Source organism: Cellulomonas soli (assembly GCF_013409305.1).
Lineage (GTDB): Bacteria > Actinomycetota > Actinomycetes > Actinomycetales > Cellulomonadaceae > Cellulomonas > Cellulomonas soli.
Window position 1 is genome coordinate 2,383,669 of the sequence record NZ_JACBZJ010000001.1, and the last position, 19,988, is coordinate 2,403,656.

A 19,988-nucleotide genomic window follows, 5' to 3' on the forward strand; every position below is an offset into this window, starting at 1 on the left:
CTCCGACTGACCCGCAGCTCTGGCAAGTTCGCACGTCCGGCGTGACCCGCGCGGCCGCGGGAACCGCACCGGGCAGGGCGCGCCGGTAGCCTCTCCTCGTGACCCTGCGCCTCTTCGACACCGCCACCCGCACGGTGCGCGACTTCGTGCCCCTCGTCCCGGGTGAGGTCGGCGTCTACCTGTGTGGCGCCACGGTCCAGGCGCCCCCGCACATCGGCCACCTGCGGTCGGGCATCGCGTTCGACGTGCTGGTCCGCTGGCTGCGTCGGACCGGGCACCGCGTGACGCTGGTGCGCAACGTGACGGACATCGACGACAAGATCCTCGCCAAGGCCGCCGACGCCGGTGAGCCGTGGTGGGCGTGGGCCATGGCCAACGAGCGGGCGTTCACCGCCGCGTACGACGCGCTCGGAGTGCTGCCCCCGTCGTACGAGCCGCGCGCCACGGGCCACGTGCCGGCGATGGTCGAGCTCATGCAGACCCTCGTCGACTCCGGCCACGCGTACGTGACCGATCCGGGCGACGTGTGGTTCGACGTGCGCTCGTACGGCGAGTACGGCTCGTTGACGAACCAGCGGGTCGACGACATGGTGGCGGCCCCGGAGGGTGGGTCCGAGGACACGCGCAAGCGTGACCCGCGGGACTTCGCGCTGTGGAAGGCCCCGCGACCCGGCGAGCCCGCCACGGCCTCGTGGGACACGCCGTTCGGTCGTGGTCGGCCCGGGTGGCACCTGGAGTGCTCCGCCATGGCGCAGCGCTACCTGGGCGACACGTTCGACATCCACGGCGGCGGCCTCGACCTGCGCTTCCCGCACCACGAGAACGAGCAGGCGCAGTCGCGTGCCGCCGGCCACGGCTTCGCCCGGTACTGGCTGCACAACGGCTGGGTCACCCAGGGCGGCGCCAAGATGAGCAAGTCGCTCGGCAACGGTCTGCTCGTCGACGCCGTGCTGGCCCAGACCCGACCCGTCGTGCTGCGCTACGCGATGACGGCCGTGCAGTACCGCTCCATGCTGGAGTGGACCGAGGACACGCTGCGCGAGTCCGAGGCCACCTGGGAGCGGCTCGCCGGCTTCGTCGAGCGGGCCGCCGAGCAGGTCGGTCCGGCCGACGCCGACGAGGTCGCGCGGGTCGAGCTGCCGGCGGCGTTCGTCGAGGCGATGGACGACGACCTCAACGTGCCGGCCGCGCTCGCGGTGGTCCACGAGTGGCTGCGCGCGGGCAACTCCGCGCTCTCGCGCGGCGAGGCGGACGTGGTGCGTGCGACCATGGTGCAGCTGCGCGCGATGCTCGACGTGCTCGGCCTCGACCCGTCCAGCAGCACGTGGACCACGGGTGCCGGTGACCAGCGGCACGCGCACGCGCTCGAGGCGGTCGTGGCCGCCGAGCTCGAGGCCCGTGCCCAGGCGCGCGCGGCACGCGATTTCGCGACCTCCGACGCGATCCGGGACCGGCTCGCCGCCGCCGGGATCGTCGTCGAGGACTCGGCCGCGGGGGCGCGCTGGACCCTGGCGCAGACCCGGGCCGACACCTAGACCGAAGGACAGGACAGATGGCTGGCAACTCCCAGCGTCGCGGGGCGACCCGCAAGGCAGGATCCAAGAAGGGCGCGACCGCCGGGACGGGCGGCAAGAACCGCCGCTCGCTCGAGGGCAAGGGCCCCACGCCCAAGGCGGAGGACCGCCCGTACCACAAGGCGCACAAGGCCAAGGTGGCCTCGGAGCGCCGGACGGCCACCGGCACCGCGGCGTCGCCGCGCACCTCCTCGCCGCGCACCGCGGGCCCGCGTGGCCCTCGCTCGGGCGGCAAGGGCGGCACCCGTTCGTCGACCCACGAGATCCTCTCCGGGCGCAACTCGGTCGTCGAGGCGCTGCGCGCGGGCATCCCCGTGTCGACGGTCTACCTGGCCGCGCGGCTCGAGGCGGACGAGCGGACGAAGGAGATCATCTCCACGGCCGCCGACGCCGGGTACCCGTTGCTCGAGGTCAGCCGCACCGAGCTCGACCGTCTGACCGACGGCTCCGTGCACCAGGGTGTCGCGATCCAGGTCCCGCCGTACGCGTACGCGGACGACGAGGACCTGCTGGACGCCGCCGAGGCGACCGGGCGTCCCGCGCTGGTCGTCGCGCTCGACGGCGTGACCGACCCGCGCAACCTGGGTGCCGTGCTGCGGTCGGCCGGGGCGTTCGGCGCGCACGGCGTGCTGGTCCCGGAGCGTCGCGCCGCGGGCGTGACCGCCTCGGCGTGGAAGGTGTCCGCCGGTGCGGCCGCCCGCGTGCCGGTCGCCCGCGTGACGAACCTGGTGCGCACCCTGCAGGCCTACAAGAAGGCCGGGCTGTTCGTCGTCGGGCTCGACGGGGGCGGCGAGGTCGCCGTCGCGGACCTGCCGTACGTCGGCGACCCGCTGGTGCTCGTCGTCGGGTCGGAGGGCAAGGGCCTGTCGCGGCTGGTGCGCGAGGAGTGCGACGCGATCGCGTCGATCCCGATCGCCTCGGCCGTCGAGTCCCTCAACGCCGGTGTCGCGGCCGGGATCGCGCTGTACGAGGTCGCGCGCCAGCGCACCTCCTGACGCAGACGAAGGGGGACGGACCGGCCTGCGGGCGCGGTCCGTCCCCCTTCGTGCGCCCCCGGCGCGGCGCGTCGGAGTCCGGCTCAGCCGATGAGCATGTCGCCGGGCAGGTCGCCCTCGTCCTCGCGCAGGTCGGCCGCCTGGACACCGAGGATCGCCTGCTCGTCGGGGCGGGTCGGCAGGATGTGCTTGACGTAGCTCTTGACGATCTCCGGCATGGGGACGTCGCGCTGCTCCTGCTGGGACACGAACCAGCGGTGGTCGAGCAGCTCGTGGTAGATCTGCGCGGGCTCGAGCTTCTTGCGCAGGTTCTTGGGCACCGCGCGCACCGCCGGCTCGAAGATCTCGGTGAGCCAGTCGTGCGCGACGAACGACTCGTCCTCGCGCTGCCGGTCGGTGGCCGCCCGGAACTCGTCGAGGTCGTTGAGCAGGCGCCGCGCCTGGTTCTCCTGCACGTCGAGGCCCGTCAGCCGCATGAGTCGGCGCGAGTGGTGTCCGGCGTCGACGACCTTCGGCTGGATGCGCACCGTGGTGCCCTCGACGTCGGTCGTGATGTCGAGCTCGCCGACGTCGAAGCCCAGGTCGTTGAGCCGGTCGATGCGTGCCTGCACGCGCCAGCGGTCGCCGTAGCCGAACGACTCGGTGGACGTCAGCGCGACCCACAGCTCGCGGTACCGGTCCGCCAGCGCGTTGCCGATGGCGACGGCGTCGACGTCCTCCTCGAGGAACTCGCCGGCCTGCAGGTCCATGAGCTCGCCGATGATGTTCACCCGGGCGACCTCGAGGTCGTAGGCGCGCTGCCCCTCGGTGAGCTTCTCGTGCAGGTCGCCGGTCTCGGCGTCGACCAGGTAGGCCGCGAACGTCTCGGCGTCACGCCGGAACAGCGTGTTCGACAGCGAGACGTCACCCCAGTAGAAGCCGATCAGGTGCAGCCGCACGAGCAGCACGGCCAGGGCGTCGATCAGCCGTGTGGCGGTGTCCGGGCGCAGCGACTGGCTGAACAGCGCGCGGTACGGCAGCGAGAACTGCAGGTGCTCGGTGATGAGCACGGCCTCGAGCGGCTCGCCGTCCGGGGCTCGTCGGCCGGTGATGACGCCGACCGGCTCCACGGACGGCACGTCGAGCCGGCTCAGCTGACGCAGCAGCTCGTACTCGCGGTACGCGACGGACTCGCCGATCTCCTTGATCGCGATGACCCGGCCGGACATCCGTGCGAACCGCACGATGTGCCGCGAGATGCCGCGGGGGAGCGCGGCGAGGGTCTCGGCCGGCCACTCCGCGAGCGGGACGTGCCAGGGCAGGTCCAGCAGCGCAGGGTCGGGGGAGGCCGCGGTGATCTGCAGGCTCAGCCGGTTGGCGCTCATGGAGCGATCCTCTCAGTACGGGAACGGTGAAGGGCGGCCCGGAAGTACCGGACCGCCCTTCACGCGGGTGCTACAGGGAGCAGCGTCAGCCGATGCGCTCGCCCGAGCCGGCGTGGAACAGGTGCTGCTCGCCGGTGCGGATCCGCACGTAGATCGTCTGGCCCTTGGCGGGGACCTGACGCGGGTCGACGCGGACGATGACCTGCGCGTCGCCGGCGCCGGAGGTGATCGCGTCGGCCTGACCGAACTCGTTGGTCAGCGAGCCGTACACGAACGCGTCCGAGCCGAGCTCCTCGACGAGGTTCACGATCACCGGGATCGAGTCGGGCGTGCCCTCGGGCACGACGTCGAGCGACTCGGGACGGAAGCCGATCGTGACGTGGTTCTTGTCCTCCGGCGTGAGGCCGGTGATGACGTCGCGCGGGACGGCGATCTTCGCGCGGCCGAGCTGGGCGAAGCCCTCGAGCACCGGGAACGTGCCGATGTTCATGGCCGGCGAACCGATGAAGCCGGCGACGAACACGTTGGCCGGGGTGTCGTACATGTCGCGCGGCGTGCCGACCTGCTGGAGGAGACCGTCCTTGAGGACCGCGATGCGGTCACCCATGGTCAGGGCCTCGGTCTGGTCGTGCGTGACGTAGACCGTCGTGACGCCCAGACGACGCTGGAGCGAGGCGATCTGCGTACGGGTCTGCACGCGGAGCTTGGCGTCGAGGTTCGACAGCGGCTCGTCCATGAGGAAGACCTGGGGCTGACGGACGATGGCGCGACCCATGGCGACACGCTGACGCTGGCCACCCGAGAGGGCCTTCGGCTTGCGGTCGAGGTACTGGGTCAGGTCGAGGATCTTGGCAGCCTCCTCGACGCGGGTGCGGATCTCCGCCTTCGGGGTGCCGGCGATCTTGAGCGCGAAGCCCATGTTGTCGGCGACCGTCATGTGCGGGTACAGCGCGTAGTTCTGGAAGACCATCGCGATGTCGCGGTCCTTCGGCTGGACGTCCGTGACGTCGCGGTCGCCGATGAGGATGCGGCCGGCGTTGACGTCCTCGAGGCCCGCGAGCATGCGCAGGGAGGTCGACTTGCCGCAGCCCGAGGGGCCGACGAGGACGAGGAACTCGCCGTCCTCGATGTGGAGGTTGAGCGCGTCCACCGCGGGACGCTCCGTGCCGGGGTAGACCCGGGTTGCCTGGTCGAACGTGACCGTAGCCATGATGCATCGATCCCTTCACCGGCAGGTACGTGCCGGACGATCCGTCGTGAAGAGTGTCAGAGTGTCTTCGCTGACACGGAAAGAGGAAGGTCTGTCCGACCCTCCTCGGTCCGCCGCCATCATGCCACAGCGATCCCTGCCGGCGCTGTGACCCCGGTCTCGATCAGCCAGCCCTCGATGGGCCACCGATCAGCCCAGCACGGCGACGGTGCGGTCCGACTCGACGAGCGCGAGGTGATTCCCGACCGCGGTGACCCACAGGTCGTCGGGGCTGGTCGGCGCCTGCACCGTCCGGGAGCTCGCGGTCTCGTCAACCGCAGGTGTCACACCGGGGCCGTCGGCACCTCCCGTGAGCAGCAGCGACCAGGCGGGTTCCCCGTCGGTCACCCGGTAGGCGTCGATGCGGCCGGCCTCGAGCGAGACGGTGAGCAGCAGGATGCCGTCGGTGTAGACCGTCCCGTCGGGGGTGCCGGTCCGCAGCCACCGGACCGTGCCCGTCGCCGGGTCGACGGCGGCCAGCCCGCCCGCACCCGAGCCGAGCAGCGTCCCGTCCAGCACCTGGACCTGGGTGGACGAGACCGTCGACTCCCACAGGACCGTGCCGTCGGCCGGGTCGATCCGGGCCAGGTGGCTGTTCCCGGCGCCTGAGGACACGGACGCGATCAGGAGGCCCGGGACGCTGCCGTCGTCCGCCGACGGGTCGAGCAGCTGCGCCGTCGGCGGCAGGTCGTGACGTGCACCGTCGACCGTGCGCAGCGTGGTCCGGTAGGAGCCGTCGTCGAACCAGGACACCGCGGCCGTGCCGTCGATCAGTCGCACCGACGCCCGGGGCGAGTTGGGAAGGTCGAACTCGTCGACCACCGTGCCCGTGGTCCGGTCGAGCAGCGTGACCTGGCCGCGCCACGCGACGGCGAACACGCGGGCGTCCTCGACGGTGCTGACCAGGTCGCCGACGCAGTCCTCGATCGGCGCGGTCTCGAAGGTCCACGGGGACTCCGCATCGGTCCAGGTGCGGGCCTCGACGGTCACGGTGCACGGGGCGTGCTCGGCGACGGAGCCCAGCTCCTCGGGCGGGATGCTCGGCGTCGTGGCCGTCCAGCCGTCGGCGGTGGGTACCGCGGTGGTCCGGGTGCCCAGGTCCACCGAGTCCAGGACCGTCCCGGTGGTCTGCTCGACGTGCAGCACGACCGAGCGGGTCAGCGGCGAGAGCCGAGTGCCGCCGGCCATCGGGATGTCGACCTGACCCACGGTGGCCGTCGCGACGCAGGTCATCGTCGCGGGCTGGTCGTCGCCCGCGTCCTGCGCGCACCTGGCGGAGGCGTCCGCGGCGGCGCTGGTGTCCGCGTCGGCGCCCAGGTCGAGCACGGGCACCGACCACACGGGGTCGCCCGAGCCGGTGTCGACCGCCGCGAGGCTGAGCACCGGGCCGTCCTGCGTGGCCAGGACGAGCAGGTCGTCGACCGGGGTCGCGGTGGTGATCCCGGCCACCTCGTCCGAGCGCCACAGCACGTCCAGGTCCTCGCGCAGCGGGGCGAGCACACCGGGCACGTCGGCGAGCCGGGCGACGCGGGTGCGCTCGCGGGCGTCGAGCACGAGCTGCGTCGTGCCCACGGCCAGGGCGAGGCCCACCACGGCGACAGCGGCTGCCCAGCGGGTGGTTCGTCGCCGATGCCGCTGCGTGGCGCTCGGTGCCGAACCGGTGCTGGCGGGCGGTGCCGCCGCGTCGTGCTCCGCGTCGTGCTCCGCGTCGTGCTCCGCGTCCTCGACCAGCTCGACGTCGTCCATCGCCCTGCTCACCCGAGCACCACCAGACCGCCCGACGAGGTCATCCACGCCAGCCGGCGGCCGGCCGCGGAGATGTAGCCGTCCGTCCAGGGCGCCCAGCGCGAGCCGTCGGGCTTCGTCGGAGAGGCCGTCGGTCCGTCGGGGACGGGGATGAGCTGCGGGCCGTCCTCGCCGAGCACGATCGCGGCCGACCAGGCCACCGCGCCGCTGCCCAGGTCGTAGGCGTCGAGGCGGCCGTCGGCGCTGACGACCGCCACCGAGCCGTCGGTCAGGAGCCAGCCCTCGGTGTGCTGCAGGTGCGTGGACCAGAGGACGGAGCCGTCGGAGGCGTCGACCGCCCACAGCGTGTCCATGGCGAGCGAGTAGACGATCCCGTCGAGCACGACGATCGACCAGGACACCTCGGCCTTCGACGTCCATGCCTGCTCACCGGTCCCGAGGTCGATCGCGGTGAGCGCGCCGACGCCGGTGTCCGGGTCCTGGACCCGAGCCAGGAGCAGGCCCGCGGTGCTGCCGTCGTCGGGGTAGGCCTGCACCGTGGAGAGGTCGTCGAGATCCACGTGCTCGCCGTCGCGGGTCACGAGGGTCGTGCTGCTCGAGCCGTCGGACCCGCTGGTGGTGACCAGCGTGGCGTCGTCGGGGAGCAGGCCGTACGAGGCCCACCGCTGACCACCGGTCGCGTCGGTGTCGGCGGCGCCGCGGGTGTCGAGGAACGCGCCGGTACGGTCGTCGACCAGCCAGGCCGTGCTGCCGACGCTGACACTCATCCGCCGACCGTCCTCCGTGGCGGAGAGCCAGCCGTTGTCCACCAGGTCCAGCGGCTCCGTCCGGAACGACCACCGAGGATCCTGCTCACCCCACGTGTACCGGGAGATCGTGCTCGCGACCGTGGGGACCACGTCTATTGACTCCCAGCTGGGGTCGGGGAGCACGTCAGGGACCTTGGTGACGTAGCCGTCGGGAAGTGGGCTGGCGTACGTGCCGTACGGCAGGTCCGCGCGCTCGGCCACCTCACCGGTGACCGTGTCGACGACGAGCAGGGTCGTGTAGCCCGCAGAGAACTGGTTCGAGCTCGCGTTGTCGAACCGGGTCTCGACCATGAGGGTGAGGGTCGTGACGACGCAGATGGCCGTCCCGTCGACGTCGACCGGACCCGGGGTGACCGGACCGCCGAACTCCCTGCGGTACAGCGCCGTGGCCGCGCACGAGATCTGCGGGGAGACGAGCGGGTCGTCGCTCGCCGTCGCGCCGGGCACGCTGACCGTCTGCGCCCACAGGGGATCGCCGGTCGCGGCGTCCACGCCGTCGAGCGTGATCGTCCCGACTCCGGAAGCGGTCCCGCGCATGACGACGTCGCCGACCGCGATCCGCGGCGCGAAGCCGTCGGTCTGCGGCTCGTCGGGAGCCGTCCGCCACAGCACCGTCAGGTCGGGCCGCAGCGGCGCGAGCACCCCCGGGACGTCGGCGTACCGGGCGGCCAGCGCACGCTGCCGGGCGTCGATCACCAGCTGCGTGCCCACGACGCCGACCGCCAGCACACCCACGGCCCCGGCCGCGATCCACCGCAGCCTGCGCAGCCGTGACGAGCGTGGTCCGTGGTCCGCCGGTGACGCGTCCGGCGTCCTCGGCGGGTCGTCGTCCTCGACGAGCTCGATCTCCGCCATCGCCCCCATGAGCGAACGCTAACCGTCGACCGGCCGACCGGGGGCGGGTTCGGCCGAGCGATCCACGTCTCGACCCGGGTCTCGAGCGGGGTGGCCGCCCAGGTCAGCCGAGCACGGCGAGCTGTCCCGACGGGTCCATCAGCCCGAGACGGCGTCCGACGATCGTGGGGTAGACGCTGCCGTCGACCGTGACGGACGAGCCGTCCGTCCCCACCGGCGCCGCGGTCGGTCCGCCGGTCACGGGTCGGAGCTCGGGCCCCTGGTCCGTGGTCGCGACCGCGTACGACCAGCGGGCGCGGCCGTCCCGCAGGTCGTACGCGTCCAGACGGCCCTGGGCGACCACCAGTGCGACCGAGCCGTCCGTGAAGAGCGTCCCGCCCGCGCGCGGGACCTGCACCTGCCACAGTACGGAGCCGTCGGAGGCGTCGACCGCCTGCAAGGTCGTGCCGACGAGCGTGTGCACCACACCGTCGAGCACGAACCCCGAGCGCTCGACGGCGACCGTGGCCGAGCGCCACCGCTGCTCGCCCGTGCGCGGATCCACGGCGACGATCGGCCCGGGTGCCCCGTCGGCGCCCTCGACGAGCAGCACCACGTCCGACGCGCTCCCGTCGTCCGGGTTCGGCGCCAGTGCCGAGAGCCCGACCAGGTCCCGGGTGTCCCCGTCGGCCGTCAGCAGGGAGGTGCGGTCGACGCCGTCCTGGGACCACGAGGTGAGCACCCCGCCACCCGGGAGCGAGCGCAGCAGGAGCAGGTAGCCGCCCCCACCATCGGGACCTTCGCGCAGGGACCCGTCGGCGTCGTCGAGGATCCACGTCTGGCCCGCGACCGACACCGTCACCGTCTGCCCGTCACCGTCGGCAGCCGCGGAGGTGAACGCCGTGCCCGCCGGGAGCGCGGCGTGGAACGTCCACCGCGGTCCGGCAGAACCCCAGTCGTGACGCTCCACGGTGACCCCGCCGGCCGGGACGTCGGCCGACGAGCGCCACGCCGGGTCGGGGACGACGTCCGGGGTGAGGGTCACGTAGCCGCCGTTGACCGGGTGGACGCTCGTGCCGGCCGGGAGGTCGAGCCGCTCGATCACCTCGCCGGTGCCCGCGTCGATGCTGAGCAGGGTCGAGGTGGGGACGGCCACCTCCTGGGCCGCCCCGTCGTCGTCGAGGAGCCGGAACTCGGCGGTCGGGTTCTCGACGACGCAGGCTGCCGTCCCCGTCAGCGACGCCTCGACCTGCGGGTCGGGCGACGAGCGCGGGGCGCACCCGACCCACCCCGGGACCACCGAGGTTGGCAGCTGGCGACCGCCGGGCAGCGGCAGCTGTTGCGTCCACAGCTCCGCACCGGTGTCGGGGTCGAGCGCTCCGAGCGTGACCGTGCCGTCGTCGTCCAGGGCGCCGCCGAGCAGCACGTCGCCGACCGACACCGGGACGGACCACGTGGCGAACAGCGGCTCCGTCGACGGGTCGAGGCGCCACAGGACCTGCGCGTCCGGGCTCAGCGGCGCGAGCACGCCGGGGACGTCGGCGAACCGGGCGACGCGCGACCGCTCGCGCGCGTCGACGACCGCCTGCGTCGCGACCAGCCCGACGACGAGCACGGCGACCGTGCCGAGAGCCATCCGGCGCAGCCGACGGGTTCGGGTACCCGGGATCGCCGGCCCGGGGGAGGCGGGGTCGGCGGCGCCGTCACCAGGGGTGCGCGCGGCGGGCGCAACCGCCGGCCCGCGACGGCCGTGGGACCCGTCGTCCTCGACGAGCTCGACCGGCTCCATACCTCCCATCCCGGCACGGTAACCGCCGGGAGGCGTCGCCGGGAGAGCGTCAGCCGAGGACGGCGGCCACCTGGTCGATGCCCTCGACGAGCACCAGCCGGTCGGCCACCACTCCCAGCCCGCCCTCCTGCTCGATCCGCGTGCTCCACCGGCGGCTGCCGTCGCGCAGGGCGTAGGCGTCGATCGTGCCGTCGGAGCCGAGCACGAGCAGGTCGCGCCCGTCGGTCGTGATCGACACGTTCGAGCTCGGCAGGTCGGCCTGCCACAGGACCCGACCGGTGCGCAGGTCGCGGGCCTGCGCGTGCGAGCCGTCGTGCGTGTAGAGGCGCCCGTCGAGCACGATCGGGTCGAAGCCGGGCAGCGTGGAGTCCCACAGGGTGCCCGAGGAGTCGGCGACCGAGAGCAGCCCGCCCCCGCCGAGGGAGGAGTCCAGGACCTCCAGGTCGGGGTCGCTGGCGTCGTCGACGACGAGCGTCGCGGGAAGGCCCTCGGCCGCGGTCCACGGGCCGTCCGCCCCGACCACGGTGGTCACAGGCCCCGCCGTGCCCACCGTGGTGGAGGCTGCGCGGCCGCGCGACGTGATGCCGACGATGAGCAGCGCCGAGTCGGACGGCGCGGTGATCTGCCCCCGGGCGTCGAGCGCCCAGGTCGTGTCGTCCGAGCGGACCTCGACCCCGGTGCCGTCGGCCGAGACCCATGCGGACGTGCCCGGCGAGGCGTCTGCGGGCAGCTCGGCCGTCCACACCGCGTCGCCGTCCGGCCGCACGGCGGTCACCTCGGCGTGGTCGCCCTCACGGACGGCGGTGACGAGCAGGGCGTCGGTCGCGGCCCCGGACGCCCCCGCGGGGAGCTCGGTCCGGTGCTGCACGGTGCCGGTGGACGCCTCGAGGACCACCCACGTCGAGACGGTCCCCGTGTCCTCGTCCGCCCCGGCGGCAGGTGGCCACACGAGCAGGCACGCGACAGGGGAGCCCGCCGCGCCGTGCAGCGCCGTGCACTGCACCGCGCCCAGGTCGGGCGGCACGTCCGGTGCCGTCGGCTCCGCCGGGCCGGCGACCACCTGGGTCCACGTCACCTGGCCGGTCGCGGCGTCAAGGCCACGCAGGGTGGCCGTCCCGCCGTCGGTGGTGCCCGCCTCCAGGTGGCCGACCACGATGGTCCCGCCGACCCGGGCGCTCGCCGGGAGGCTGGCGAGGCCGAGCATCTCGGCGCCCGTCTGCGCGTCCGGCGCCCACAGCACCTGCGGCGGGCCGGACAGCTCGTCGACCACGCCGGGCACCTGCTGCGCGCGGGCCACGCGGGCGTCCTCGGCGGCATCGAGCCGGTGCTGCACCACGAGCAGGGCGACCACCACGACGGCGAGACCCGCTGCGAGTGCCAGGAGGACCCGGCGGCGCCCGCGCCCTCGTGTCGTGCCTGCGCCGTCGCCGTCGGTCGGCGCTGCGGACGCGCCCTCCTCGAGCAGGGTCACGTCGTCCATCCGCCCGGTCACGAGACGCGATGCTACGACCGACCGGGTGACGGGCCGGTCGTCCGCTCGCAGGCAGGCGGTGGTGTCAGCCGAGCACCGTGACCTCGCCGGTCTGCGACATCAGGGCCAGGTGCCGACCGACCGTGGTGACCCAGGACTGGCTGACCGTGGTGCCGGCCGTGGCGGCGGCGGTCGGGCCGTCGGTGACGGGCTGGAGCCCGACGGACTCGCCCGAGCGCACCACGAGGGACGACCAGAGCGGCTCGCCGTCGCGCAGGTCGTACGCGTCGACCCGGCCCTGGCCGGCCAGGATCGCGGACGAGCCGTCCGTCAGCAGCTGGGCGTCGCCGCCGTGTTCGAGCTCGTGGGTCCACCGGGCGGAGCCGTCCCGGGCGTCCAGCGCCGCGAGCTCGTCCTCGTCGGCGGTGTAGACGACCCCGCCGAGCACGACCACGGACCATCCCGAGGTCGTCTCCGAGCGCCAGCGCTCCTCACCCGTGCGCGCGTCGAGGGCGACGAGCGTCCCTCGGCTCCAGTCCTGGTTCATCTGCGCCATCAGCACCAGGTCCGGCGCGCTGCCGTCGTCCGCGATCCGCGTGACCGTGGTCAGGCCCTTGAGGTCCACGGTCGTGCCGTCCGCCGTCAGCATGCGGGAGGTCGGACCCGTGCCGCCGAAGTACGAGGACACCACGCCGCCTCCGGGCAGCGCGCTGGTCGAGCCGGAGTACCCGTCGGTGCCGGCGAGCGAGCCGAGGAGCGAGCCGTCGGCGGCGTCGATCAGCCAGACGGTGCCGCCGCTCCTGACCGCCACCTGCCGTGCATCGGCCGCGGCCCAGCTCTGGTCGACCGCGTAGTCCTGCACCGGCGTGCGCGAGGTCCATCGCGGCGAGGTCGCGCCCCAGGCGTAGCGGGCGATCGTCAGGCCTCCGTCGGGCACGTCCTCGGGTTCGTTCCAGGCCGGGTCGAGGACCACGTCCGGGGTCACGGTGACATACCCGCCCGGAGCGGCGGCGACGTCCGTGCCGAGCGGGGTGTCGACCCGCTCGAGCACCTCGCCCGTGGCGGTGGCCACCAGGAGCAGCGCGGCACGGCCGACGAAGGACTGGTAGGTCCCGCCGTCGGATGTCGTGATCTCGACGGTCTGCTGGGGGACCTCGACGGTGCACACCGCCGTGCCGCCGGGCGGCGGTGCCGCGGCGGGTGACGCGGGGGAGGCGGCGGCCGTCGGCTCCTGGCAGCTGACCCACGCCGGGTTCTGGGCGGGGGGTGGGTCGCCGGGCATCGTCACCGCGACCGACCACAGGCTCCGGCCGGTGTCGGGGTCCATCGCGCCGAGCGTCAGCAGCCCGTCGGTCGCGACCGTCCCGCCGAGCAGCACGTCCCCGACGAGCGTCGGCACGGTCCTCTGCGCGAAGGCGGCGTCGGTCTCCGGCGACGCCCGCCACAGCTCCTGGGCGTCCGACCTGACAGGGGCGAGCACCCCTGGCACCTCCGCGTACTGCGTCAGGCGGGCCCGCTCCCGCGCATCGACCACCTGCTGGGTCACGACGAGCCCGGCGACCAGGACGCCGACCCCACCCAGGGCGAGCCTGCGCAGCCGACGACGCTGCTGGTCGGGAGGACTCCCCGCTGCGGACGCGTCGGGCCCGGTGACGGCGACCGCCTTGTCCGCACCCTGCGTCGCGGCGTCCGTGCGCCGAGCGCCGCGGGGGTGCTCGCCGTCCTCGATGAGCTCGACGTCCGCCATGCCACCCATCCCGGCACGGTAGCCGCCTGCGGGCGCCGCGGGGGCGGGTCCGCTCAGACGAGTGCCGCGGCAAGGCCCCCGAGGGTGTCGACCAGCTCCTGCGGCGTCGCCAGGCGGTATCGCGCGACGGTCTCGGCCCGGCCCACCTTGATGCTGAGGTCCTGCGGACCGAGCGCGGCGAACGCGTGCTCGTCGGTCACGTCGTCCCCGGCGTACAGCACGACCGACGCGCCCAGCTCGGCACGCAGGGCGGTCAGTGCCTCGCCCTTGTCGGCCTGCAGCACGGTGATCTCCACGACGTCGCGCCCCCGCAGCACACCGGTGCCCAGCCGCTCGCCCAGCTCGACCGCCACCTGCGTCGCCTCGGCGGCCACGTCCGGCTCGGCCAGCCGGGTGTGCACGACGACGGCGGTCGGCTTCGTCTCGACCCACACCCCGTCGCGCCCACGGGCGACCGCGGCGGTCTGGGCACCGAGCGCCGCGAGCCGGTCGGCCTGCTCGTCGCTCAGCTGCACGACGTCACGGTCCAGGCCGAACGCCGTGACCCGGGCGCGCTCGGCACCGTGCGAGCCGATGAGGAACGTGCCGGCGGGCACCTCCGCGAGCGCGTGCAGGTCCGTCATGGCGCGGCCGGACACGAGCGCCAGCTCGACGCCCTCGACCTGCGCGAGCCGGGCCAGCGCATCCACGCCCGCCGGCAGGATCCGGGAGGCCGACGGGTCGTCCTGCAACGGCGCGAGCGTCCCGTCGAAGTCGAGCGCCACCAGGAACGGTCGGGCGGCGGGGTCGGCGACGACGGCTCGCAGGGCCGCGGTGAGCCCGTCGGCCGCGTCGCCCTGCCGCTCAGACATGGCTCTGCCGGTTCGGCACGGCCGTCAGCACGGCGAGGAACTGCTCGGACCAGGCCGCGACGTCGTGGCTGAGCACCCGGCGGCGCAGCCGGCGCATGCGTTTGCGGGCCTCGCGCGGGTCCAGGTGCGCGGCGTAGGTGATCGCGTCCTTCATGCCGTCGATGTCGTGCGGGTTGATGAGGATCGCGCCGGTCAGCTCGTCGGCCGCGCCGGTGAACTCCGAGAGCACGAGCGCGCCGCGGTCGTCCGAGCGTGCGGCCACGTACTCCTTGGCGACCAGGTTCATGCCGTCGCGCAGTGCGGTGACGAGCATGACGTCGGCCGCCAGGTACAGCGCCGCCATCTCCTCCATCGGGTACGACTGGTGCAGGTACTGCACGGGGGCGTGCCCGACCTGGCCGTGGTCGCCGTTGATCCGTCCGACGAGCAGCTCGACGTCGTCGCGCAGCTGCTGGTAGGCGCCGACGTTCTCCCGGCTCGGGCTCGCGACCTGCACGAACGTCGTGCTCTGAGGCGAGAGGCGACCGTCGTCGAGCAGCTCGCCGTACGCCTTGAGCCGGTGCCGGATGCCCTTGGTGTAGTCGAGTCGGTCGACACCGAGCAGCAGCACCTCGGGGTCGCCCAGCTCCTTGCGGATCTCCCGCGAGCGCTTGAGCACGTCAGGCGTGCGGGCGAGCTCGTCGAACGCGTGCGAGTCGATCGAGATCGGGAACGAGGACGCGCGCACGTGCCGCTCGACCCGCCCGTGCTTGCTCAGGGTGACGACCTGCCCGCGGGTCGTCAGGTCCGTCAGACGACGCACGACCCGCACGAAGTTCGCTGCGTCACCGCCGCGCTGGAACCCCACGAGGTCGGCACCGAGGAGCCCCTCGACGACCTGCAGCCGCCACGGCAGCTGGGCGAAGATCTCCAGCGGAGGGAACGGGATGTGGTGGAAGTACCCGATGCGCAGGTCGGGGCGCAGCTCGCGCAGGAACTTCGGGACGAGCTGCAGCTGGTAGTCGTGCACCCACACCGTGGCGCCGGGGGCGGCCTTCGCCGCCGCGGCCTCGGCGAAGCGTCGGTTGACCCGTTGGTAGGCGTCCCACCAGTGCCGGTGGAACGCGGGCGAGGCGATCACGTCGTGGTAGAGCGGCCACAGGGTGTCGTTGGCGAAGCCCTCGTAGTAGTGCTCGACCTCGTCCTCGGACAGCGGCACGGGCACCAGCTCGGTGCCGTCGACCTCGAACGGGTCGAGCTCGAGACCGGGCTGACCACCCCAGCCGACCCACGCGCCTTCGGTCTTGGCCATCACAGGGGCGAGCGCGGTCACCAGACCACCGGGGGAACGGCTCCAGGTGGGTTCCCCGACCTCGTCGAGGGACAGGTCCACGGGCAGCCGGTTGGCCACGACGACCAGGTCGAACTGGGCAGGCGCCACAGGCGATCAACTCCTCGGGTCTTCGCCGACCCTATCGGGCCTTCACCCGCTCCTTCACCCGCTCCTCCCTCCGCTCGGGTCGGCGGGCGCGCCACCCTGCCCCGTCTCCGGGCGGCGGCTACCGTGCCGACATGGAGCGGATCGGGCTGGAGCCGGGGGCGGAGATCGGGGGCTACACGATCGTCGCGCCACTCGGTTCGGGGGGCATGGGCACGGTGTACCGGGCCGTCGACGGGGGCGGGACGACCGTCGCCCTGAAGCTGTTGCACCCGCACGTCGGGGCGGACGCGGTCGCCCGGGAGCGGCTGCGCCGGGAGGTCCAGGCCCTGCAGCGGTTGCGGCACCCGGCCGTCGCCGCGGTGCTCGATGCGGAGGCCGACTCGACCGAGGCGTTCCTCGTCACCGAGCTCGTCGCCGGTGACCCGCTCGACGCGCACGTGCGCCGGCGCGGCCCGCTCGACGCCGACGCGCTCCTGGCGCTCGCGCAGGGGCTGCTCGGTGCGCTCGACGCGGTGCACGGCGCCGGAGTGGTGCACCGCGACCTCAAGCCGTCCAACGTCATGGTCACCCCGGACGGGCCGGTGCTCATCGACTTCGGCATCGCCCAGGCCTCCGGCGACACGCAGGTCACCTCGACCGGCCTGGTCGTCGGTACCCCGGGCTACCTCGCGCCCGAGCTGCTCGACGGCGCCGACCCGACGTCGGCGAGCGACCTGTGGGGCTGGGCGGCCGTCCTGGTGTTCGCCGCGACGGGGCGTCCGCCGTTCGGTACCGGACCGTTGGAGAGCGTGCTCGCTCGGGCGCACGCCGGGGAGCCCGACCTCGCCGGGCTCGGCCCGCTGACCGCCGGGGCGCTGCGGGGGGCCCTGCTGCCGGATGCGGCCGCGCGGACCGCACCGGCGGACGTCGTCGCCGCCCTCACCGTGGCGGCCGCTGACGGGGATGAGCCCGTGGACGGCGCCGCCGACGCCGTGGCCACCACGGTGCTCGACCCTGCCGCGCTGGTCGCCGGCACGACGACCGTGCTGCCCGCGGCAGCCGCGACCGGCGCGGTGCCCACGGTGGCGGACGTGCCCGCGACCGTGGCACTCCCGGCAGGCACCGGTTCGGGCGGCACGACGAGTGCCGCTGCCGCGCAGGACGGGGGCACCCGCGTGCTCCCGTCCACCCCGGCGGCGCAGGGCGTCCGCCCCGGCCGGGTCGCCGACGCGCCGACCGGCGGCGGGTACGTCGACGAGGACGACGAGGACGGCGTCGAGTGGCTCCAGGACGACCTCGACCACTCGGGCGCCGAAGAACCCGAGGGCTCCGGCTACACGCGCCCGCCCGCGGTCCGCCGTTGGGGCACGCTGCTCGCACTCGCCCTGCTCGTCGCCTCCGCGGGGGCCCTCTACCCGGGCTGGACGCTCGCCGTCGCGCTCGCGCTCGTCCTGCTCGTGCGCACCGCGGGCTCCACCGTCGAAGCCCTGCACGGGCGCCGTGAGCGTCGGGGCGTGCGCCGCGCCGACCGGGCGGGTGCCGTGCTGACCACCCCGTGGCACCTGCTGCGCTCGGCCGTCGGGCTGGTGCCCTCGATCATCGTGGGGGCGAGCGTGCTCGTGATCCTGCTCGGGGTCACCTGGTGGGCGCTCGGCTCGGGCACCGTGACGCTCGGCGACTCCCCGTCGGGCGGCGAGCCCGAGGGCCTGACCGCCTCGGTCGTGGTCGGGATCGCCGTGCTCGTCGGGGTGGTGACGATCTGGTGGGGTCCGCTGTCGGCGATGACCCGCACGGGAGCGCGGCGCGTGCTGGCCGCGGTGGCGCCCGGATGGGTCGGTGCGCTCGTGGTCGTCCTCGTCGCGCTCGCGGTCACCGCGGTCCTCGTCGCGCAGGTGGGGTCCGGCGCGGCCATCCACTGGGAGCCGCTGCCGCAGCCGACCTTGCCGTGAGCCGTCCCCGGCGGCGCCGTGACGAGGTTCTCAGCCGTGATCCAGGCGCCTGGCCCTACTCTGGTCGCATGCGCGCGCGTCGAGGTGAGGTCGGTGTGCCCGCGCGCCCGCTGACGCTCGTGCTGCTGGCCGGGCTCGCGCTCGTGGCCGCCGTCGGCTCGGTCGCGGTCGCCCAGGGGCGGCTGCTGCTGCACGGCTGCCTGCCCGTCGACGCCTTCGGCACCTTCGGCCTGCGGTTCGCCCTGCTGCAGGACGTCGCGGACTGCCCGGCCGGAACCTACGGTCTGGGCGCGGCCCCACGCGGTGCGGTCGTGCTGCTCAGCGTGGCCCTGCCGATCCTGGCCCTGCACCTCGTGCTCGCCGCGTGCGGCCTGGGGTTGCTCGCCGTCGTGCGCCGCGGGCTGCAGGCGATCGCCCAGGTGCTGCGTGTCGTCACCCGGCGGGTGCGCGTCGCCCTCCCCGAGCTGGTCGTCCGTGAGGCCCGCCTGCTGCTCCCCGCCCCGGTCGTGCACCGCGTGCGGGCCCGGGCAGGGCTGCTCACCTGGTCGCACCGCGGGCCGCCCGCGCTGGTCTGACGTCCCGGCCACTGCCGGAGCACGTCCCCGACCCGCCCTGCGCGACCCGTACGACCTTCCGACCAGGAGAACCCATGCCCAGCAACGACCCCCGCCAGTCCAAGGCGGAGCGGCGCGACGCCGCCCGCGACAAGGCCGCCCAGCTCCGCAAGCAGCAGCAGGCCGCAGCCAAGCGCAACCGCATCCTCGCCATCAGCGGCCTCGGCGTCGCCGTGATCGCCCTCGGCGTCGTCATCACGATGATCCTGCGCCAGGGCGCCGCCAACGAGGTGACCTACGCCGACATCGCCTACGGCAACGGCGGTGACAGCGTCGTCGCGCCGGCCCTGACCGACGTCCCCGCGCCCGCCGCCGGCGACGACTCCGGCGGCATCCCGGTCAGCAGCGACGGCGTCGGCTCGGTCGGAGACGGCGACGTCGTCGTGCAGGTGTACATGGACTTCATGTGCCCGTACTGCGGTCAGTTCGACGTGGCCAACTCGGCCGACCTGGACGCGTTCGTGGAGTCCGGCGACGTGACCGTCGTCTACCACGTGCTCTCGTTCTTGGACGGCAACTCGCAGGGCACCTTCTACTCGACGCGCGCCGCGAACGCCTCGACGATCGTCGCCGACCAGGCGCCCGAGCAGTACACGGCCTTCATCGCCGCTCTCTACGCCAACCAGCCCGCGGAGAACACCGAGGGGCTGACCGACGTCGAGATCGGCCAGCTCGCGCTCGACGCCGGCGTCCCGCAGTCCGTCGTCGACACGTTCACCGACACGGTCGATGGCACGTTCACCACGCAGGACGACGACACCGAGCAGCAGGGCACGTGGCGCACCTACGCCCCGTGGGCCGCAGCCGTGACCGGCCAGGCGCTGACCGACCTGGGCAAGATCTCCACGCCGACGATCCTCATCGACGGTGAGAAGTTCACGGGCGACTTCACGTCGGCCGGCCCGCTGAGCGACGCGATCACCGCCGCCATCGGCTGACCCGCCGGCACACAGCCCCGCGCCGCACGGGCGAGCGGACGCCGACCGATCGGTCCTCGACGACCGATCGGTCGGCATCCCTCGCCGGGTGCCCAGGCCGTCCGGACCCGGTGCGCCCGCTCACGCGGGGCCGCCCCGGCTCGGTACGCTGGGCTCCGACCCGCCTCCTTAGCTCAGTCGGCCAGAGCACCTGTCTTGTAAACAGGGGGTCATCGGTTCGAATCCGATAGGGGGCTCCACACGAACGAGGGTCTCTGACCAGTTCAGAGGCCCGCGTCGGCCGTCCGGCGAGCGTCGTGCGATGCGGCACTGAGCAGCTGATCGGACGAGCACGGAACACGGTTCCCTGGTCTCGCCGGGAGCCATCCGAGGAGGCGGCCCCGAGGATCGGGCGAATCCCTCGCGCAGGGCGCGCACCTGCCGATGGGGATCCCGGACGCCGCGTGCACAAGGTGCGGGGCGCCGCCCGGTCCACCGAGGGGTCGCTCGATGCGTCGCGTCGCCGTCAGCAACAAGCACGTCGTCGCGGTCGCGACGCTCCTGGTCGCGCTCGCGGCCGGCATGGTCGCGGGGTCCGCGGTGGCGGCCGAGGCGGGCGGCACCCCGACGGCCCCGGTGACCCAGGGCGAGTAGCCAGGGCGGCCGGGTCCGTCCCGCGG

Annotated in this window: 15 protein-coding genes and 1 tRNA gene; 7 read left to right on the forward strand and 9 right to left on the reverse strand. The window is 74.0% G+C overall.

Annotated features, from left to right (window positions below; genetic code table 11):
- The first annotated feature begins 98 nt into the window (after positions 1-98).
- Both cysS and rlmB read left to right on the forward strand, forming a co-directional pair.
- Positions 99-1,535: a cysteine--tRNA ligase gene (gene cysS, locus BKA22_RS11075; protein ID WP_146953491.1), complete on the forward strand. Its 1,437-nt coding sequence runs from the start codon at positions 99-101 to the stop codon at positions 1,533-1,535.
- 17 nt (positions 1,536-1,552) lie between these two features.
- Positions 1,553-2,569, forward strand: a complete 1,017-nt coding sequence (gene rlmB, locus BKA22_RS11080) for a 23S rRNA (guanosine(2251)-2'-O)-methyltransferase RlmB (RefSeq protein ID WP_146953490.1) — start codon at positions 1,553-1,555, stop codon at positions 2,567-2,569.
- A gap of 83 nt (positions 2,570-2,652) precedes the next feature.
- On the opposite strand, the gene BKA22_RS11085 is transcribed toward rlmB, so the two are convergent.
- The 9 genes from BKA22_RS11085 to BKA22_RS11125 form a co-directional block, all read right to left on the reverse strand.
- The gene (locus BKA22_RS11085; protein WP_146953489.1) at positions 2,653-3,933 is read right to left on the reverse strand and encodes a DUF4032 domain-containing protein; all 1,281 of its coding nucleotides are present in this window, start codon (positions 3,931-3,933) and stop codon (positions 2,653-2,655) included.
- Between the two features lie 85 nt (positions 3,934-4,018).
- Positions 4,019-5,143, reverse strand: coding sequence for an ABC transporter ATP-binding protein (locus tag BKA22_RS11090; protein ID WP_146953488.1), 1,125 nt, complete (start codon positions 5,141-5,143; stop codon positions 4,019-4,021).
- 189 nt (positions 5,144-5,332) lie between these two features.
- A complete protein-coding gene (locus BKA22_RS19830; RefSeq protein WP_146953487.1) occupies positions 5,333-6,940 on the reverse strand; it encodes an outer membrane protein assembly factor BamB family protein in 1,608 nt (535 codons plus the stop codon).
- On the reverse strand, positions 6,937-8,601 hold the full coding sequence (locus BKA22_RS11100; RefSeq protein ID WP_146953486.1) for an outer membrane protein assembly factor BamB family protein: 1,665 nt from the start codon (positions 8,599-8,601) through the stop codon (positions 6,937-6,939). Before BKA22_RS11100 ends, BKA22_RS19830 begins: the two co-directional genes overlap by 4 nt.
- 94 nt (positions 8,602-8,695) lie before the next feature.
- Complete coding sequence (locus BKA22_RS11105) at positions 8,696-10,369, reverse strand: outer membrane protein assembly factor BamB family protein (RefSeq protein ID WP_146953485.1); 1,674 nt, start codon at positions 10,367-10,369, stop codon at positions 8,696-8,698.
- 40 nt (positions 10,370-10,409) lie between these two features.
- Positions 10,410-11,852, reverse strand: coding sequence for an outer membrane protein assembly factor BamB family protein (locus tag BKA22_RS11110; protein WP_146953484.1), 1,443 nt, complete (start codon positions 11,850-11,852; stop codon positions 10,410-10,412).
- A gap of 64 nt (positions 11,853-11,916) precedes the next feature.
- Entirely contained in the window at positions 11,917-13,587 is a 1,671-nt protein-coding gene (locus BKA22_RS11115; protein ID WP_146953483.1) for an outer membrane protein assembly factor BamB family protein, read from the reverse strand.
- Between the two features lie 44 nt (positions 13,588-13,631).
- Entirely contained in the window at positions 13,632-14,429 is a 798-nt protein-coding gene (gene otsB, locus BKA22_RS11120) for a trehalose-phosphatase (RefSeq protein WP_146953482.1), read from the reverse strand.
- Positions 14,422-15,849 carry an alpha,alpha-trehalose-phosphate synthase (UDP-forming) gene (locus tag BKA22_RS11125; RefSeq protein ID WP_146953481.1) on the reverse strand — a complete coding sequence of 476 codons (1,428 nt, stop codon included), beginning with the start codon at positions 15,847-15,849 and terminating at the stop codon, positions 14,422-14,424. The genes otsB and BKA22_RS11125 overlap by 8 nt, the downstream gene beginning before the upstream one ends.
- A 131-nt stretch (positions 15,850-15,980) precedes the next feature.
- On the opposite strand from BKA22_RS11125, the gene BKA22_RS11130 reads away from it, so the two are divergent.
- The 5 genes from BKA22_RS11130 (at position 15,981) to BKA22_RS11150 (ending at position 19,962) form a co-directional block, all read left to right on the forward strand.
- A complete protein-coding gene (locus tag BKA22_RS11130; RefSeq protein ID WP_146953480.1) occupies positions 15,981-17,777 on the forward strand; it encodes a serine/threonine-protein kinase in 1,797 nt (598 codons plus the stop codon).
- 68 nt (positions 17,778-17,845) lie between these two features.
- Complete coding sequence (locus BKA22_RS11135) at positions 17,846-18,352, forward strand: hypothetical protein (RefSeq protein ID WP_146953479.1); 507 nt, start codon at positions 17,846-17,848, stop codon at positions 18,350-18,352.
- Positions 18,353-18,426: 74 nt separating this feature from the next.
- Positions 18,427-19,329, forward strand: a complete 903-nt coding sequence (locus tag BKA22_RS11140) for a DsbA family protein (RefSeq protein WP_146953478.1) — start codon at positions 18,427-18,429, stop codon at positions 19,327-19,329.
- Between the two features lie 162 nt (positions 19,330-19,491).
- Positions 19,492-19,568, forward strand: a tRNA-Thr gene (locus BKA22_RS11145).
- A 250-nt stretch (positions 19,569-19,818) separates the two neighbouring features.
- Entirely contained in the window at positions 19,819-19,962 is a 144-nt protein-coding gene (locus tag BKA22_RS11150; RefSeq protein WP_179561749.1) for a hypothetical protein, read from the forward strand.
- The last annotated feature ends 26 nt before the right edge of the window (positions 19,963-19,988 follow it).

Coding starts and splice junctions, on each gene's coding strand:
- BKA22_RS11150 (WP_179561749.1), top strand. CDS start 19,819: ATGCGTCGCGTCGCCGTCAGCAACAAGCACGTCGTCGCGGTCGCGACG.
- BKA22_RS11105 (WP_146953485.1), bottom strand. CDS start 10,369: ATGGGAGGTATGGAGCCGGTCGAGCTCGTCGAGGACGACGGGTCCCAC.
- BKA22_RS11090 (WP_146953488.1), bottom strand. CDS start 5,143: ATGGCTACGGTCACGTTCGACCAGGCAACCCGGGTCTACCCCGGCACG.
- BKA22_RS11085 (WP_146953489.1), bottom strand. CDS start 3,933: ATGAGCGCCAACCGGCTGAGCCTGCAGATCACCGCGGCCTCCCCCGAC.
- BKA22_RS11115 (WP_146953483.1), bottom strand. CDS start 13,587: ATGGGTGGCATGGCGGACGTCGAGCTCATCGAGGACGGCGAGCACCCC.
- rlmB (WP_146953490.1), top strand. CDS start 1,553: ATGGCTGGCAACTCCCAGCGTCGCGGGGCGACCCGCAAGGCAGGATCC.
- BKA22_RS11135 (WP_146953479.1), top strand. CDS start 17,846: ATGCGCGCGCGTCGAGGTGAGGTCGGTGTGCCCGCGCGCCCGCTGACG.
- otsB (WP_146953482.1), bottom strand. CDS start 14,429: ATGTCTGAGCGGCAGGGCGACGCGGCCGACGGGCTCACCGCGGCCCTG.
- BKA22_RS11140 (WP_146953478.1), top strand. CDS start 18,427: ATGCCCAGCAACGACCCCCGCCAGTCCAAGGCGGAGCGGCGCGACGCC.
- BKA22_RS11130 (WP_146953480.1), top strand. CDS start 15,981: ATGGAGCGGATCGGGCTGGAGCCGGGGGCGGAGATCGGGGGCTACACG.
- BKA22_RS11100 (WP_146953486.1), bottom strand. CDS start 8,601: ATGGGGGCGATGGCGGAGATCGAGCTCGTCGAGGACGACGACCCGCCG.